The organism is Macrococcoides caseolyticum (genome assembly GCF_002902665.1).
Classification (GTDB): Bacteria; Bacillota; Bacilli; order Staphylococcales; family Staphylococcaceae; genus Macrococcoides; species Macrococcoides caseolyticum.
On the sequence record NZ_PPRM01000042.1, the window covers coordinates 13,922 to 31,921 of the forward strand.

The 18,000-nt window shown below is 34.4% G+C and carries 18 protein-coding genes and 1 pseudogene; 15 read left to right on the forward strand and 4 right to left on the reverse strand.

From position 1 onward, the window contains the following. Positions 1 to 168: 168 nt before the first annotated feature. The 10 genes and pseudogenes from abc-f (CD152_RS06780) to abc-f (CD152_RS06825) all read left to right on the forward strand — a co-directional run bounded on the left by abc-f (CD152_RS06780) (position 169) and on the right by abc-f (CD152_RS06825) (position 8,836). Positions 169 to 1,782, forward strand: coding sequence for a ribosomal protection-like ABC-F family protein (abc-f, locus tag CD152_RS06780; protein WP_101140590.1), 1,614 nt, complete (start codon positions 169 to 171; stop codon positions 1,780 to 1,782). Beyond that, a complete protein-coding gene (locus tag CD152_RS06785; RefSeq protein ID WP_103214548.1) occupies positions 1,757 to 2,206 on the forward strand; it encodes a ParB N-terminal domain-containing protein in 450 nt (149 codons plus the stop codon). The genes abc-f (CD152_RS06780) and CD152_RS06785 overlap by 26 nt, the downstream gene beginning before the upstream one ends. Positions 2,207 to 2,301: 95 nt before the next feature. Beyond that, positions 2,302 to 2,670 carry a GntR family transcriptional regulator gene (locus CD152_RS06790; protein WP_101140588.1) on the forward strand — a complete coding sequence of 123 codons (369 nt, stop codon included), beginning with the start codon at positions 2,302 to 2,304 and terminating at the stop codon, positions 2,668 to 2,670. Continuing rightward, positions 2,670 to 3,770, forward strand: coding sequence for a DUF1648 domain-containing protein (locus CD152_RS06795; protein WP_101143228.1), 1,101 nt, complete (start codon positions 2,670 to 2,672; stop codon positions 3,768 to 3,770). Before CD152_RS06790 ends, CD152_RS06795 begins: the two co-directional genes overlap by 1 nt. A gap of 128 nt (positions 3,771 to 3,898) precedes the next feature. Beyond that, positions 3,899 to 4,429, forward strand: a complete 531-nt coding sequence (locus tag CD152_RS06800; protein ID WP_158552795.1) for a GNAT family N-acetyltransferase — start codon at positions 3,899 to 3,901, stop codon at positions 4,427 to 4,429. Next, positions 4,389 to 4,862: an aminoglycoside 6'-N-acetyltransferase gene (aac(6'), locus tag CD152_RS06805; protein ID WP_103214549.1), complete on the forward strand. Its 474-nt coding sequence runs from the start codon at positions 4,389 to 4,391 to the stop codon at positions 4,860 to 4,862. Before CD152_RS06800 ends, aac(6') begins: the two co-directional genes overlap by 41 nt. Positions 4,863 to 5,036: 174 nt before the next feature. Then, positions 5,037 to 6,306: pseudogene (locus CD152_RS06810) on the forward strand (Y-family DNA polymerase). 146 nt (positions 6,307 to 6,452) lie between these two features. Continuing rightward, entirely contained in the window at positions 6,453 to 6,647 is a 195-nt protein-coding gene (locus CD152_RS06815; protein WP_133422286.1) for a hypothetical protein, read from the forward strand. Positions 6,648 to 6,805: 158 nt separating this feature from the next. Then, positions 6,806 to 7,105: a DUF4298 domain-containing protein gene (locus tag CD152_RS06820; protein WP_103214550.1), complete on the forward strand. Its 300-nt coding sequence runs from the start codon at positions 6,806 to 6,808 to the stop codon at positions 7,103 to 7,105. A 210-nt stretch (positions 7,106 to 7,315) separates the two neighbouring features. Continuing rightward, entirely contained in the window at positions 7,316 to 8,836 is a 1,521-nt protein-coding gene (abc-f, locus tag CD152_RS06825) for a ribosomal protection-like ABC-F family protein (RefSeq protein WP_103214551.1), read from the forward strand. A gap of 46 nt (positions 8,837 to 8,882) precedes the next feature. Here the strand turns inward: abc-f (CD152_RS06825) and CD152_RS06830 are convergent, their stop codons facing one another. Beyond that, positions 8,883 to 10,487, reverse strand: a complete 1,605-nt coding sequence (locus CD152_RS06830) for an ABC transporter substrate-binding protein (protein WP_101140581.1) — start codon at positions 10,485 to 10,487, stop codon at positions 8,883 to 8,885. 93 nt (positions 10,488 to 10,580) lie between these two features. Here CD152_RS06830 and CD152_RS06835 point away from each other — a divergent pair, with 93 nt between their 5' ends. The 3 genes from CD152_RS06835 (at position 10,581) to CD152_RS06845 (ending at position 13,656) form a co-directional block, all read left to right on the forward strand. Next, complete coding sequence (locus tag CD152_RS06835) at positions 10,581 to 11,798, forward strand: MDR family MFS transporter (RefSeq protein ID WP_157820954.1); 1,218 nt, start codon at positions 10,581 to 10,583, stop codon at positions 11,796 to 11,798. 91 nt (positions 11,799 to 11,889) lie between these two features. Next, a complete protein-coding gene (locus CD152_RS06840) occupies positions 11,890 to 12,930 on the forward strand; it encodes a M42 family metallopeptidase (protein ID WP_101140579.1) in 1,041 nt (346 codons plus the stop codon). Between the two features lie 69 nt (positions 12,931 to 12,999). Then, positions 13,000 to 13,656 (forward strand): type 1 glutamine amidotransferase domain-containing protein, encoded by a 657-nt coding sequence (locus tag CD152_RS06845; protein WP_101140578.1) that lies wholly within the window; start codon positions 13,000 to 13,002, stop codon positions 13,654 to 13,656. 28 nt (positions 13,657 to 13,684) lie between these two features. Here the strand turns inward: CD152_RS06845 and CD152_RS06850 are convergent, their stop codons facing one another. Together CD152_RS06850 and CD152_RS06855 are read right to left on the reverse strand one after the other, a co-directional pair. Then, positions 13,685 to 14,050 carry a hypothetical protein gene (locus CD152_RS06850; protein WP_012656944.1) on the reverse strand — a complete coding sequence of 122 codons (366 nt, stop codon included), beginning with the start codon at positions 14,048 to 14,050 and terminating at the stop codon, positions 13,685 to 13,687. Continuing rightward, on the reverse strand, positions 14,041 to 14,712 hold the full coding sequence (locus CD152_RS06855) for a hypothetical protein (protein ID WP_101140577.1): 672 nt from the start codon (positions 14,710 to 14,712) through the stop codon (positions 14,041 to 14,043). The genes CD152_RS06850 and CD152_RS06855 overlap by 10 nt, the downstream gene beginning before the upstream one ends. Before the next feature lie 239 nt (positions 14,713 to 14,951). Here CD152_RS06855 and CD152_RS06860 point away from each other — a divergent pair, with 239 nt between their 5' ends. Both CD152_RS06860 and CD152_RS06865 read left to right on the forward strand, forming a co-directional pair. Then, positions 14,952 to 16,193 (forward strand): aminoacyltransferase, encoded by a 1,242-nt coding sequence (locus CD152_RS06860; protein WP_101140576.1) that lies wholly within the window; start codon positions 14,952 to 14,954, stop codon positions 16,191 to 16,193. 21 nt (positions 16,194 to 16,214) lie between these two features. Then, positions 16,215 to 17,489 carry an aminoacyltransferase gene (locus CD152_RS06865; RefSeq protein ID WP_101140575.1) on the forward strand — a complete coding sequence of 425 codons (1,275 nt, stop codon included), beginning with the start codon at positions 16,215 to 16,217 and terminating at the stop codon, positions 17,487 to 17,489. A 98-nt stretch (positions 17,490 to 17,587) separates the two neighbouring features. On the opposite strand, the gene CD152_RS06870 is transcribed toward CD152_RS06865, so the two are convergent. Then, a complete protein-coding gene (locus tag CD152_RS06870) occupies positions 17,588 to 17,971 on the reverse strand; it encodes a hypothetical protein (RefSeq protein ID WP_103214552.1) in 384 nt (127 codons plus the stop codon). Positions 17,972 to 18,000: the final 29 nt, after the last annotated feature.

The following is an 18,000-nucleotide window of genomic DNA, read 5'->3' on the forward strand; positions in this document are numbered from 1 at the left end:
GTTGGTATTGTTTTTAGAAGTTGCGAAGCGTATGCGTTTTGTTTTAACGGTACGTGGGAAATTTGCGTTTGAAATTAAAAATTGGTGGAGTCTGCCCTTTTTTAAGCAAGTACAACTTCTAGAGGAATACTAAACATGGTTCCTCTAGCAAACTAGAGGAGAGTAAAAATGAATATTTTAAACGTAGCACAAGTATCAAAATCTTTTACAGGTGATGTAATATTTGATGATATTAAATTTGAAGTAAACGATCATGATCGTATCGGTCTTATCGGAAGAAACGGTGAAGGTAAAACAACCTTATTCAAACTCATTTCAGGAGAAGAGCGTCCTGATAGTGGTTTTATTAGTTTATCAAAAGATATACGAGTTGGTATTTTGAGCCAAATCCCGAAATTCCCGGATGATATGGATGTTTATTCATGTTTAGCACAAACTTTTATTGATCTTGAAGTAATAGAGAAGAAAATGAAAGCATTAGAATTAAAAATGGCAAGTACCCCCGATAATCTTGAAAAGATTTTAGTTCAATATGCCAATATACAAGAGAAGTTTGAAGCACTAGGTGGTTATGAAATGGATAGTAAAATCAACTTTGTTATGCACGGTCTTAAAATTAATCCATTGGCCGGTAGACTTTGGTCTCAGCTTTCAGGTGGAGAACGTACTAAAGTTGGTTTAGCCATGTTATTACTTCAATCACCGGAATTATTACTACTGGATGAACCGACAAATCATCTGGATATCGATAGTATTGAATGGTTAACGCAATTTATTAAAAATTATAAAGGTGCTGTTATTATTATTTCTCATGACCGTTATTTTCTTGATGAGACGGTGAGTAAAATATTAGAGATAGATCAACAAGCACTGCATATTTATCACGGAAATTATTCTTACTTCATAAAAGAAAAAGAAGATAGAATCTTAAGAGAGTATGAAGAATACAAAAATCAACAGAAGAAAATTCAAAAGATGAAAGCACAGATCAAACAATTAAAAATATGGGCGAATCAAGCTGTACCACCAAATGCCGCAATGCATCGTCGCGCAAAAAGTATGGAAAAAGCTTTGGCTAGAATAGAAATAAAAAAGAAACCGATTATTGATGCTAAAACAATGCAGCTTGATATTCAAAGTGCAGACAAATCTTCTAAAGATGTGTTCACTTTAATTGATGTTGCCAAAATGTATGATGATATATTGTTTGAAGATGTAAATATGAAAATCAGAAGAAATGATAGGATTTCTATTGTTGGAGCCAATGGTACAGGAAAAAGTACGTTAATAAAAATGATGTTAGAGGATGTTAATCCTGATGAAGGCGAAATTATTATTGCACCTAATATTAAGATTGGTTATCTGTCACAACATCATTTTACTGAAGACAATGATACTGTTTTAGACGCGTATCGTGCTTACGCATCAGTCACTGAAGGTGAGGCTCGTAATCATCTCGCTGGCTATTTATTCTATGGTTATGACGTATTTAAAAAAGTGAAAGATTTAAGTGGGGGAGAGAAGATGCGTTTACGATGGGCACAAATTATGTCGAATGATTTTAATGTACTCATTCTCGATGAACCTACGAACCACTTAGACATTGAATCTAAAGAAATATTAGAAGATGCTTTAGATAAATTCGAAGGAACGATTATCGCTGTTTCGCATGATAGATATTTTCTTGATAAGTTTTTTGATGTTACTTATTGGATTGAAGATAAACATGTAAACATGTATTTAGGAAATTATAGTTATGCGAAGCAGAAAAAAGCTGAATAAACGTAAAGTGGATGAGGTAAGTGAATGGCTGGATGATGTTTCTGTCAAAAATACAATAATCTCAGTAATTCTGTACGACGATCAATTTTATATCGTTGATGGTCATACACGTTGTTTCGTTGCTTTCCAAAAAGGGGTTATAGATATACCGGTTGAAATTTATGATATTGATAATACATCAGTAGATATGCAATTATATCTGGATTGTATAAAGCGGTGTGAACAAGAAAATATTTATCATATTAATGATCTATCCCATCGCATTCTAGGAGAAGCAGAGTTTGAAAAACTATGGATTGAGAGATGTCAAAGTCATATGGAAGATATACAGGATACGCTTGATGCTGATTTTGCTTATCGTGAGCATTTGAACCACAAAGTAACCTATACTCACGAAGAAGTCATGAAATATTTCAAATTGTAATCCTACACCAATCTGTTATAATAAATGTATAACAGATCGGTTTTATTTTTGTCTTTAAATCTGTTCTATACTTTGTATAACAGAGAGGTGGTTTAATGTATATAGAGATTGATGAAACGAGTAATGTACCGGTATATTTACAGCTTGCCAATCAAATGATTCATCATATTGCAGAAGGAAATGTCGTACCTTATGATCCATTACCTTCTGGTCGTGCATTTGCGAAGAGTCTTCAGATTAATATGCATACGGTGAACAAAGCCTATCATTATCTGGAGGAGAAACAATTGATTCTTGTGCAGCCGAAGTCCGGAGCGATAATTCATCCTGATGCTTTAAAGGCTGCGACAAAAGTTGAACGGGAAGATTTAATAAGTCGTTTGAAACCGATTATTGATGAAGCAAAGTGCAAACAATTGGATGTAGCTGATTTACTGAAATTAATTGAAAAGGGAGAGGGTTAATGATGGAAGGTTTATTACTTAGCGGCTTATTATTTTTAACCGGCTTATTATTCTTATTGAATGGTCGTTTCGTTCGTCGTAATATAATATTTAGTGTCTTTGTGCCTGAGAGTGAAACAGATAATGGGGCAATTGTATCGGTAAAGGCGCAATACAGAAAACAAATTTTAATGTTAGCCATTGCTGTAGCACTATTATTTATAGTAATTTATTTATTTGCCAGTCATTCTGTAGCTTTATTAAGCTTTGTTATATTGCTGCACGTTTTAATTATCGGTGCAATTATTATCTATAAAAGTGCTCATGATCATTTGAAAGCCGTAAAGTTAAGCGAAGAGTGGATGAAAGATATTAAAGTAGTTAAAGCCACAGATACACGTTTAATGACAGAAAGTACACCACTTCCGAATGTTCTATATGTAATGCAGCTGATTGCATTTATTGCTGCATTTATATTTGTTGCATTAAATTATGATAATATACCCGAAACAATTGCTACCCATTGGAATTTTGAGGGTGTAGCTGATGATTTCAGTCAAAAGAATTTCTTCAGCGTGTTTTCTCCAGGCTTACTTGGATTAGCCATATTATTATCACTTTGGGCAAGTTCAAAGGGGACAAGCTTTTTCAATACGACTGTAAATCCTGCTGTCAAAGATGCTTCTATCAATTTTATAAAAAATTCTAAGCTGATTAACAGTATGATGATTCACCTTATTTCATTTACGATGACCTTATTATTTATATTAATCTTTATTCGACCTGCAGTGTATAATGATAATTATTTGCCGAATGGTATCATGATGATGCTGATTGGAATGCTGCTTTTAATTACAGTGGCTTGTATCTATTTACAAATTTCTGAAGATAAGAAGTATCGTCAAGCCATAGCCACTTCAGACAAAGCGCCATATTACAATGAGGAACATTATATCTTTGGACTATTCTACTATAATCCTGATGATCTGAATGTCTGGGTACCTAAGCTTTCAGAAATGGGGATGACATTAAATATGGCAAGACCGATGTCTTGGTTTATATCGTTTATTTTACTTGGATTACCGATTGCTATACTAATTGTAATTACAATTTTCTCATAATGCTTTAATATGAAGTTAACTTCATTTTTACGGATGTTTCGTTAGATTTGAAGTTAACTTCATTTTTTATTTATTCTGTTTTCTATTATTATAAAAATATAACAATTAAATCATTAGGAGAGATGCTTATGATTTCATATGAACAATTACAATACAAAGACGTTAATCAATTAAAAGACTACTTTAAACATGTTATTTCACATACATTTTTAAACAATGGCGTTGATGATGATGAAGACCTTAATAATGAAATTAATAAAAAGATGACTTATATCAATCGTTATTTTAATGGTTCAGATGATATGTTTATGGTCGCTAAGGATGGCGACGTTGTTGTTGGAATCATTGGGTTCTATACACCTAATCAAATGATCCAGGAGCTTGTCGGAGATAAAGTTGATGGATTAAAAGAGATGGGGACATTATACATACATCCTGATTATCAGAGTAGAGGAATAGGTAGTCAACTTATCGCGCTTTTGACACAGTTTATGAAAGGGCAGGGTGTCGATTCGTACTGCTTTGACTGTGGTTATAAGAAAGCGATGGCCACGTGGACGCGTAAATTTGGTCAACCTACATATTTCTTTAAAGATTACTGGGACGTAGGAGATCATTATGCTGTTTGGGTTGTGGATATCAAGGAGACGTTTTTATGATTCAATCTTTAAGGTTAGAAAAGTAGAGACTGTAACCAACCTTGCTTTAAGACTATGGCTGGATAATGTATATGAAGATTCAATAGATGAATTTAAGTCTTTAATCCATCATGATAATCAACGTGTATTTCTGTATCATGACAATCATCTGGATGTAGGCTTTGCACATGTCAGTTTGCGTGTTGATTATGTTGAGGGGACAGAAACAAGTCCTGTAAGTTTTCTTGAAGGTATTTTTATCTTACCTGAATATAGAAATCGTGGAATAGCACGAGCACTTATTACAGCTTGTGAACAGTTTGCTAAAGAGAATGGATGTACTGAATTTGCTAGCGATTGTGAGTTAACAAATATAGATAGTATTTTAATGCATGAAAAATTAGGATCTGAAGAAACAAATAGAATCGTGTGTTTTAAAAAGAAAATAGAGTGATTTATATGTTTATTACATGTGTTCCGGATGTGGGGTTGTATTCCATATTTGCCGTTTATTTATTTTTGTTTTAATATCTCTAAAAACAAGAACATACGTTCTATTTTTATTGAAATAGAACGTATGTTCTGGTATGATAAATATATCATCAAAGATTATAAGAGGGTGCTTAATATGTATGATTACAGTCTATGCGAGAAAAGAAATGTACTCTGTATTGACCAGAAGAGTTTCTTTGCGAGTGTTTCTTGCATCATGAAAGGACTTGATCCTATAACAACAAAGCTCACTGTTGTCGCTGATACGAAACGTCAGGGGTCGGTTGTACTTGCTGCTACACCACCGCTGAAAGCGATGGGGATTAAGACCGGTTCACGTTTATTTGAAATACCTCATCGTTCTAATATTTATATTATCAATCCATCGATGAACACTTACCTGAAAGTTGCAAGTCAAATTGCTGAGATTTCACTGCAATATGTTGCACCGGAGGATTACCATCAATATAGTATCGATGAATTCTTTATGGATGTTACAAAGAGTTACAAATTATATGCAGAAACTCCTTATGAATTGGCTTTAAAGATTAAGAATGAAATTTATGATAAGACGCAAATTCAGTGTGCCGTGGGAATAGGGGATAATGTCTTACTCAGCAAGATTGCATTGGATATGGAGTCAAAGAAACAACCGGACGGTATTGCTGATTGCTGAGTGGCATTACGAAGATGTACCGGCAAAGATGTGGTCGATTGAGCCGTTAAGTAAGTTCTGGGGAATTAATCGTCGCACCGAGAAGAAACTCAATCAAAAGGGGATATTTACGATTGGGCAGCTTGCTAATTATCCGCATCATTATTTAAAGCGCGATTTCGGTATTATCGGAGTAGATCTGCATTTACATGCGAATGGCATCGATTCAAGTTTAATTCGAGAGAAACATCATATTTATAAACCCTCTATTAATAAAAGTCAGATTTTAATGCGTGATTACCGTTTCGATGAACTGCGAGCTGTCGTGTTAGAACATGTTGAAGAAGTAACATTCAGACTACGTGCTGACAATATGATTGCACGTACGATTTCTTTTACTGTTGGCTATAGTGATGAAGGGAAAGCAAATAAAAGTTACACATTATCTGAAGGGACGAATTTAACTGCTGATATCTTTCAGGTTGTATGGGGATTTATGATGCAGTTATGTGATCAGAAGCGTATGTATCGTACAGTAAATATTTCACTTACGAACTTTATTCGTGAGGAAGATCGTCAGTTATCGCTCTTTGTTGATGAGTTTGAACGTGAGAAACAAGAGAGACTGGAAAAGACGGTAGACCAGCTAAAGATACGTTTCGGGAAGAATAGCATCTTGCGTGCAGTATCTTATACAGAGCAAGGCACGGCGATGAAGCGCAATGGTCTTATCGCTGGTCATAAGGCATAGTAGTAATTATAACTATCTAAAATAGCATGATAAAAGGTTATATCAAATCAATAAAATATATAGTATAGATATTTAATAAAATTTGTTAAGTTTACATTTTACTATATTGAATGTACAATATTTATACATAGTATACAGAGAGGATGATGTATATGAAATTAGTTAAATATAGTGAACTTACAAAAAATGCACTAGATAAAAGAGAAAAAGTTATATTAGCTATGAAAGAAGTAGATAAAAACTTTGATATTGGACAAAGAAACTATGATGCTAAACGTATCGATGGTAAAAAAGAACAATTGAAACGTATGAAAGAAAAAGAGTATGCATTACACTATTAGACAAGCTAAATTAGATTTAGAAAGAATTGAAAGCTGTCAACCTTTAACCTAGGAAGAATTAAATTGAATAATCAAAAATACGTCTTTCTGGAATTATTCATCCATCAAACGTATAATAGACATAAATTGTTAATATATATCAATATGAGGTGCATACAATGAAAGAAGATGTAATCCGTTATGAGAAAGTATTAAATGAAACAAGTGAAATTGTTGAAAAGATGAATGCGTTATTAGATCAATTGGAAGCAAATAGCACAGATTATAATGCCTTAAAAGACTATTATGGTAGCGAAGAGTATATGCGTGATGTAGATTTATCAAATGAATCTGATACGTATCAGGATATCCCGACTGGTGTATTATCAGAAGACGGTGTATATAACTTAATTGCTGAACAATATGCTTTAAATATAAGAATGCTGGAAATTGCGACACAGCAATTGAAGACGCATTAATATAAATCTATTTTATTTGTTTTGTAGCAACCAAAAATATGGTATAATTACAGCAACCTAAGATAACGAGGTAAAAGGTCATGGTAATTCTATAAATCCAAATGATGATATTGAATACAATATGATAATTTGTGATGACAGGATTACTATGTCCTTTTTTAATATCATCATTTGGACTTTCATATATTAAAAGATGAAAGGAAGAATGACATGATGCTAAAATTTCAAAATATTCATAAGCAAGTAAAAGATACTACTTTATTCAAAATAGACCAATTAAAGATTAACCAAGGAGATAAGATTGGCTTAATCGGTAAAAATGGTTGTGGAAAATCAACTTTACTTAAAATGATTGCCCAAATAGATACATCATATTCAGGTGTAATAACTAATCCGTTTCAAACAAAATATGTTCCGAAATTAAAAGAAATAACGAGCCATTCCGGCGGGGAACAGACGAAAAGTTACTTACTTGATGCATTTAATAGCAATAATGCTTTATTGTTACTTGATGAGCCATCCACTAATTTAGATATGAACAATATCAAGTGGCTCATAAATCAAATCAACCAATTTCAAGGAACAATGATAATCGTGAGTCATGACAGATCATTACTCAATCAAACAGTACAAAAAATATTAGAAATAGAAGAGAAAAAACTTAATATATATACCGGTAACTATGATGATTACGATGAACAAAAAAAGAAACAATATGAGCAGCAATTAAAAGAATATGAACAGTATCAAAAGAAAATTAATCAACTCCAGCAAGAATCAATTGAAAGAATTAAACATGCCTCAAACTTTAAAAAAAGAAAGAAGAATATTAGTATTTCCGACTATAAAGTCAACTCAAGAATGGGTGCTTATGACAGTCAGGAAAAAGCAATCGCTAAATCAAGTAAAGTGCTGCAAAAACGAATTGAACAAATAGAAAAAGTAGAAAAACCTCTGAGTGACAAACAATTTAAGATTAAAGCAATAGGTAAATTAAAAGATACTGGTGCTACGTTAATTCATTTAGATAATTTTACCGTTAGCGTTGGAAATCACCTGTTATTTCAATCTGGCATCTTCAAACTAGTTCAAGGGGATAAAATTGCAATAACTGGATCGAACGGGAGTGGTAAGACAACTTTTATTAGACAATTAATTGAAAAGCAAATAGATGGCTACTATAAACCAAATTTAAAAATAGGCTATTTTGCGCAAAATTTAACGACGTTAGATGAACAAAAAAGTATATTTGAAAATGTACGAAGTACATCAGTACAGGACGATATACTTATTAGAAACGTACTCGCTGCATTAGGATTTGATTATTCTAGATTGAATCAAATTGTTAAGTTTATATCCGGTGGAGAACGTGTCAGACTACAAATCATAAAGTTAATACTCGGTGATTATGATCTGTTAATCCTGGATGAACCGACAAATTTTCTGGATGTTTCTACATTGCAAGCATTAGAGCGATTTTTAATAAATTATCCTGGTAGTTTTCTGATTGTATCTCATGATGAGCAATTTATAAATAATACGACAAAGAATAAATTTGTCATAAAACAACAACAATTATCAGATGACACAAAACAGAAAGAATATCAAACGACTGATAGTAGTCACTTACAGCTATTAGAATATAAATTAGAACAGATGTTACTTGATCCTGACATTGATATACAGGATGTTATCAAACTTAAGAAGAAAATAGAAAATCTTAAAAAGTAATCACCATTCATAAAACCAAAAACTTTCAGGTCTCCTGAAAGTTTTTTTATCGTTTAATCACAAGCTCTGAAAAGTTATAGAATCCAGCAGTAGTTACTTTTGCATTATGAATGCTATTTGGTACTTTAACTTCTTGAGTAATGTTGAAGATAGGGTAGAGTGTATGTGATTCAAATAACGACTGATTAATCGCATGATTCAGTTCATTCCACTCACGAGTATCTGTTGCGATATATGTAGCATAATAATCACTCAACAGAGGATATTGTTGTGATAAATGGTGATGCATCGTTTTATTTTGATAGAGCATCGTAAAGTATTCAAAGGATTCCGCTTCACTAAAGAACATACCATGGATATAGATATCCCCCTCAATTGTTATTTCACTTTTAAAGGAAGTCATAATATCGATAGGTTTTAATACCGTTTCTATATTGTATCGCTTTAAATATCTTTTATACTGGAGCATCTTTTTTTCGATGTAGCTCGGATAGACAATTGTTATAGAGAAATGATCTTCTAATTTATTTAATGATTTAAGCGAAAGTGGCTGATCTTTCAGAATATAAGGGGTTCCTTTACTTGTGTGTATATCTTTAAGATGATGAACTGACTGCTGAAATAAGTAATGCACAGTTGCTTTCTGAAGATCAGATAACTTATTTTGAGCGAGTGACAGGACATAATAAAAACCATCCGTTACTTCGATATGCTGGAACGTATCACTATCACTTAACGTAAAGTTACTTTCTTTAAGCTTCGGTATATAGATTAATTCCACTTCATCAATATATGATTGATAGCCATAATACTGATCAAATGATTTTAAAGTCGTCTGAAATTCATTATTCATTGCGATATAAAATGGTCCAGTACCGATAATATGCTGCTTATCCTGCTTATAGATTGCAAGATTTAACTTACATAACACGTCTTTAAAATACGGGAAATCGTGATAGTATACTTTAAGCGTAAGTTTATTAATCACTTCAATTGACACAATTGGATTTAGTAGCACCTTCGTCTCCTGATACGCTATCGCATGACTCAGACATCGTTTAATATCTTCAGCAGTCACTTGAGTACCATCATGAAAGTAAACATTCTTCCGTAAATAAATCATTGCATGATCATCATAGAAATCGATATGCTGTGCTATCTTATAATGATATTGATTCGAATGTCTATCATAAGCGATTAGCGTGTCATAAATATTACTTAATATATTTGAGCTATTGATATCAACCACTTCTAAAGGATGAGAATAGAGTGGGGCGTAGCGCTTCTTAACGACTAATTTATCTGCATCAGCTGTAGATACCCCAAGTAATTGATTCGCTTTCGTAATCAGTATCTGTTTATGATGAATAGACCAGTCCCATGTTAAATATTGAATAGCATCTGACAATTGATGTCGCGTTAGCATTACATTCACCTTATTGAAATATAATGTATCGATATCCACGAACCATTGAACCGTTGTTTTATTCCCTCGACCACGTGCACTCTTAAAAGTTAGATAACCACTATCCTGCCACCTTTTTAAACTTCTGGATAAATGCTTCTGGCTCACCTTTAACTGTTCACTGACAGACGATTGATGAAATGCTGTAATCTTTAAATTATAGAATGACAGTAATAATTGCTCCATAGCTCCTCCTAAAAGTGGACTAAAATAAAATATTGTCCATTTTTAAATCATTAAGTCTACTTTATCATATGTATAAAGTTAGGGGGAATGAAAATGAAAGTTCGTGATTTACCGATTAATATCCAGCTCAGATTGTGGGGTTCATTTGTCAATCGCTGTACTTATAGTGCGATACTACCATTTATTGCACTATATTTAACTGATCAGCTGAATGCAAGAATCGCTGGATTGTTTTTAGCATCAATCGTCTTTGTCCAGTTTATCAGTAATATATGGGGAGGTTACTTAGTCGACCAATTCCCGAGAAAGAAGATGCTGATATTGGGTTCATTTACTGAAGCATTATCGCTAATATTTATGTGGCTAACCGTTGTCAACTCATGGATTTATCTATTTATGACGACGTTTATACTCTTTACCATATTCAGTGCATTTCGCAGACCTTCTATGAGTGCACTTGTACAGGATTCAGCAACAGATGAAAATAAGAAATTATTATATCGTATGGATTACTGGCTAATAAATTTATCACTGGCAATCGGAGCACTCCTGGGCGGGCTATTCTATAGCGAACATAAAAGCTGGCTATTCTTTGCTTCAGCGATGGTGGCACTGATATTAAGTTTCTTATATATGAAATATATTGAAGAAACAAACAGCTTTATCCGTAAAAAAGAACATAATAATGTCTTTGTAGACCTGTTCATTGCCTATCAGACTGTCGTTAAAGATAAACGATTCGTATTGATGGTAATCGGTACCATGCTCATTGCAACTGTGGAGCTTATGACAAGTACTTACGTTGCTGTAAGGCTTCATAAAAGCTTTGAAACGGTTTACTTATTCAACTTTGAAATTACCGGTGTCAGAATGTTTACAGTGATTAACCTCGTCAATACAATTACCGTTATTACATTTTCTTTATTAATCGGTAAGTGGTTAGATAAATTTAAACTGAGTAAGATTCTGGGGTTTGGGCTATTGATGTACGCAATAGGATATGCTGTGCTCACTTCAGCAAATATGTGGTGGCTGATCATCATAGCTGTGCTTGCTGCAACATTCGGTGAAATGATTTATGCTCCGATTAAAAGTGCTGAAATGCTGACACTAATACCCAAAGAAAAACGTGGTACATATAATACATTCAGCTCATTCACGTTCAGTGGCGCACAGTTGTTATCAAATGGCTCGCTCGTCCTTGGAACGTATCTGAATCCGTATGCGATGAGTATAGTAGTATTTGTTATCGTTATTTCTGGAGCTATGCTTATGATGGGCAGTTTATTCAGCATGAAGGAACCTCGCTGATAAAATAAAAATAAATAATGTTAGTATATTGTACTCCCTCTCATTATCAGATAAGATTAAATTATCAGTAAATTTGAAAAGGAGAATGAAAATGTATCCAGATGTTAATAGCACGATGCAAGAGATTGAGCGTTTAGTAAATATTCCAGGTCCGTCAGGTTTTGCGTTTAAAGCAATTGCCTATGTGACTGAAACGTTAGAAGCGGTTGGTTACAATGTACAGCAGACTAATAAAGGTGGGGTATTAGTTACTGTACCTGGAAAAGATGATACACGTCATAAATATTTAACAGCGCATGTTGATACGTTAGGTGCGATGGTTAAAGAGATTCTACCGAGCGGCCGCTTACGTTTATCAATGGTGGGTGGTTTCAGGTGGAATGCTGTTGAAGGGGAGTACTGTGAAATCCATGCGAATGATAAAGTGTATACAGGAACGATCTGTCTCCATGAGACAAGTGTCCATGTTTATCGTAACGCAGGTGATATCAAACGTGATGAGGATCATATGGAAGTGCGTATTGATGAAATCGTGAAGTCTCAGGAAGATACTGAACAGTTAGGTATCAGTGTCGGAGATTTTATTACGTTTAATCCAAGATGCGAGATTACTGAATCCGGATTTATAAAATCTCGTCATCTAGACGATAAGGCAAGCGCTGCGATGCTGATTCAGTTATTACGTCATTTAAAAGCTGAAAATATTGAACTGCCGCATACGACACATTTCTATTTCTCAAATAATGAAGAGATCGGTTATGGTGGTAACTCTAATGTTCCGGAACAAGTTGTAGAATATATCGCTGTTGATATGGGGGCGTTAGGTGATGGGCAGGCATCTGATGAATATACGGTATCCATCTGTGCAAAAGATAGCTCAGGCCCATATCACTATCAATTGAAACAACATTTAGTAAATCTTTGCAAAGACAATAATATTGATTATAAAGTAGATATTTATCCATATTACGGTAGTGATGCAAGTGCTGCAATGAGTGCTGGTCACGATGTTAAACATGGTCTATTTGGAGCTGGTATTGAATCTAGCCATGCGATGGAACGCACACACAAAGATTCGCTACTGAACACAGAAAAACTTATCTATCATTATGTCATGAGTCCTGTACTTTAAGTTAAATGTTTTTATTCACTCTCTTTCTTCGTTATAATGTATTTATATCAAAGAAAGGGAGTGTTTATTATGGCGAAGAAAGTTCTAATGGTTTTAACGAATCATGATACTTTGAACGACGGCACACCAACAGGTCTTTGGCTCGGTGAGGCTGCAGAGCCTTACAAAGTATTCCAACGCAATAATATTGAAGTGGATTTCGCTTCGATTCAAGGTGGTGCTGTACCACTTGATCCCAATTCTACTAAGAACGATGAAACGAAGAAATTCCAGGACGTCGTACAAAAACTAGGGAAAACATTGAAATTAAGAGATATCGTATTTGAAAACTATGACGGCATATTCATACCAGGAGGCCATGGTACAATGTATGATCTGCCAGGAGATCCTGATTTACAGAATATATTGGCATTCTATAAAGATGATAATCGCGTTATCGGTTCAGTTTGTCATGGTCCAAGCGCATTTATAGGGGCTAAACTAAAAGATGGCAGTTCCTTGATCGATGGCGTCAAACTAACTGGATTCACAAACGAAGAGGAACAACAGATGAACTTGGACAACAACGTTCCGTTCGCTTTACAAACTGAACTCGAAACAAACGGTGCAAGATTTGTGAAAGGTAAGGCATTTGAATCAAATGTCGTAACGGATGGTAAGTTTGTAACTGGACAGAACCCTCAGTCCAGTACAGATGTTGCAGAAGCATTTGTAAAGGTACTATAATAAAAACCGCACTCTTGTGCGGTTTTTATTATATAAAGACAAGCTTGAAAATGATGCCGTTAATGATACCTATAAGGAGACTTAGCATCGTCCCAAGTAAAATATATTCACTTTTTTTATCGATTTTATCAGGATTATGATGCGTACCGTCATCTTTAAGATCATTAAATCGTAATATTGATTTGCTTGCTATTACAAGCCCTATTGCTGTATATTCGCCGAGTATAAAAAATAAAATAACCAGCATTCTTTCTATATAGCCTATAAGTAATCCGATGTTATCGGATGTCTTCATTTCACTCGCACTCATAAAAGTTAAAATACGTTTAACGACTGGGCCTGATAGCAGGTAGAAGAGTGTACCTATCAGCATGATGATTATTTTCAGAGCCATGTTAAACCTCCTTTTAACGACTGGATGATCGAAGGTTCAATAGTGCATTGTGCATCAGAAAATGTCAAATGTTTCTTGATTAGTCCGAGCTGCTTATAATGCGCTTTATTCAGATGTTCTGAAATGGTGGAAACGCTCTTGTTATTCAGCTGAGCAATTTCTTTTTGAGTATCGATATAGAGCGACTGCTGGAAGATCGCTTGCTGTAAAAGCGATTGATTTTGGACAATTTCAGTAAGATAAGGGAATAAGACATCATTATAAAGTGACATATCTGCCGCTTCAATCGTAACATAAAAATCACTGATATCTGATTTCTTAATGCGATCCAGATTATTACGTGCCGCTTTTGTCAGCTTACTGTTCCAATGTTCAATATGCCGCTTAGGAACCTCCTCATTGCCTGCTGCAATACCAAATTTTACTGGCTGAGATTTATAGGGCCATAACAGTTTAATATAGTACGCTATCAGTAGTGTCGCATGCGTACAATCACTAACAAAAAAAAGTTCATCGCCCATTCTGTAATTAATATAGCTGAAGTTAAGAGATTGCGTCCATTGTTCGATACTTTCTGTTATCCCTTCAAGAGCTTTACTGATGTCATCCGTATTATTCAGCTGTGTACTATTTGAAACGTCCATAATAAATATAGAAAGCATAATACCCCTCCAAAATTCCGGCTATATAACCGAATTTTTAAAATTCCGGCTATATAACCGAATTTTTAAAATTCCGGCTATATAACCGAATTTTATCATGAGCAGCGTAAAATCACAAAGATAGTGCATTAAAGATTGAATTAATAGTCTTAAAAGGAGCCGAACTATAATTATAAATGATTTTTACGGTATGAATATGTTAATATGATGCTTGAGATGATAAAAGAAGGAGAAAACAAATGAAATTTACAACACTTACACGTGAAGCATTCAGTGCTTTCACAGACCAGCATCCAAGTCATTTTACACAGATGGCTGTAAACTATGATCTGAAGATTTCAGAAGGTATAGAGACACATCTGCTCGGTGTGAAAGATGAGAATAATGAAATCATAGCTGCAGGTCTATTTACATCGGTTCCTATAATGAAAATCTTCAAATATTTCTATTCAAACCGCGGTCCTGTCATGGATTATCACAATAGGGAGCTTGTAACGTTCTTCTTTAATGAACTTAAGAAGTATATGAAACAGCATAAAGCGTTAAATTTAAGAATAGATCCTTACATACCATACCAGTTACGTAATCACGATGGGGACATCATCGAAACATATAAGACAGATGATATTTTTGAAACATTGAAATCCCTTGGTTTCAAGCATGACGGCTTTACAACTGGGTTTCACCCGATACACCAAATCAGATGGCATTCAGTCCTGGACCTAAAAGGTAAAACGAAGGAACAGCTCATAAAGGATATGGATAGTCTTAGGAAGCGTAATACTAAGAAGGTCATAAAAAATGGTATTAAAGTAAGATATCTGGAAAAAGACGAGCTCCATATTTTCCGTTCATTTATGCAGGATACAAGCGATAAGAAAGATTTCGAAGATCGTGGAGATGAATATTATATCTCAAGATTAGAAAAATTTGGAGATCGTGTGAAGATGCCGCTTGCCTATATTGACTTTAATACTTATATTCCCGAGCTGGAAGCAGAGCTTACAGAAATAGAACGTGCGATAGACAAAGCCAAAGCTGATATCGAAAGCAAACCAGAAAATAAAAAGGCACAAAATAAGTTAGCGGATAGTGAAAGACAAAAACAAGCACTTTTAGAGAAACTGAAAGAAGCACAGCAACTGAAAGAAAAACATGGTGACACACTACCGATTGCTGCTGCGTTTTACTTTATAAATCCGCATGAAGTAGTCTATTATGCCGGAGGGTCTTCGAATGAATTCAGACATTTCTCTGGAAGTTATGCAATACAGTGGCACATGATCAACTATGCTATAGATCATGGTATCGACAAATATAATTTCTATGGCATTAGCGGTATCTTCAATGAGGATGCACCTGATGCGGGTGTTATTAAATTTAAAAAAGGTTATAATGCCGATGTCATTGAGTATATCGGTGATTTTGAACTCCCTGTCAATAAAAGTGTCTATAATATATACAAACGAATCAAGAAATAAGTATTACTGGAGGCAGTATCTATGAAGTTTACAGAATTAACCGTTGAGGAATATGACCAGTATATGTGGAAAACTGAGGCGATGAGTCATTATTTTCAAATGAAGGAGAATATAGAGAATCGTGAACGAAAAGGCTATCCCGTTGTATTGCTTGGTGTAAAAGAAGGAGAACGCGTCATCGCTGCAAGCCTCTTCTCGAAAATTCCGATCTTTGGAGGTTATCAGTACTATTCGAATCGAGGGCCTGTGATGGACTTCCATGATTCGAAACTGGTTGACTTCTTCTTCAAAGGTCTTGACCATTATTTGAGACGTCATCAGGCAGTATTTGTAAAGATTGATCCTTATTGGATCTACAAATGCTATGACAAGGATGTTAATGCAAAGGACGATGCTGCAAACGATGAGATTATTCATCAGCTCAAACAGCTTGGCTATCAGCACAAAGGATTCAAAAGAGGATACTCACCAGATGAGCAAGTACGCTGGATGAGTGTCATGTATTTACATGGAGAAACACCGCAATCTCTGATGAAACAGTTTGATTCCCAAAGAAAGCGCAATATCAAGAAAGCACAAAAATATGGTGTAAAAGTACGAATGCTGCATAAGGATGAACTGAATCTATTTCTTGATCTCTATCGAGAAACTGAAGAGAGAACCGGATTTATATCAAGACCGGATGACTATATGCAAGGATTCAATGATACATATGGAGAAAATATACTACTACCATTAGCGTATATAGACTTAGATGAATATATGCAGCAACTTTCCGAAGAACTTACACAAGCAGAAATGTCACGAGACCAGATGATGGCAAATGAAAATAAAAGCGAAAAACAACTGACGAAAATTGCGCAGAAAGATCGTGATATTGATCACATAAAACAAGAGCTGCTTGAAATAAGCGAATTGCGAAAAACAGATGGACAAATACTAAATCTAGCAGCGGGCATGTTCTTCCAGAATCATTATGAGGTGAATTATTACTCAGGTGGTTCCAGCACAAAATATAACAAGTTCATGGGTCCATATGCAATGCATTGGTATATGATCAATTATTGTCTGGACCATGGCTATGACCGTTATAATTTCTATGGTGTGTCCGGAGATTTCAATGAAGACAGCGAAGATTATGGTGTATATCGTTTTAAACGTGGATTTAACGCACAGATTGAAGAACTCGTCGGTGACTTTATAAAACCAATCAATAAAACTAGATACAATGCATATCAGCTATTAACAAGTGCGCGTACTAAAGCTGCACAAATAAAACAACGTATAAAAAAGTAATCACTTAAAGTGATTACTTTTTTATATATTTTAGTTTACATAATATATATTATCAGAAGTTATAGATTAGAGACAAACCAGAACCTACTCGTTCTGGTTTAACGCTCTTTTTCATGACGTTTTATAGATTCCATCTCTGATTGATTCTGTATATCATCATAACGTTGCTGTTCATCTAATGCTTGTTGTTTCATGCGTTTTGCTTTTCTATGATCGCGTGTCACATACCAGAAAATAATACTTAAAATTAATGCGATCACAGACAGAAATGCAGCATATCCTAACAATGGCTGATATTTGATGGCATAAAAATTAGGTAAAATAAACGCAGAAATCGCTAAAGCTAAAAACGTTAGAACCGGTGCGAAAATAAATCTTCCCATCAACAATCCAAATAATATTGAAATAACAACCATTCCTACAATCGAAATCAATAAAAAGTTTGGGATTTCATAAAAACTAATATCTCCTACTGTGAACATCCAGTCACTCCTTTATCATTTATTTAATA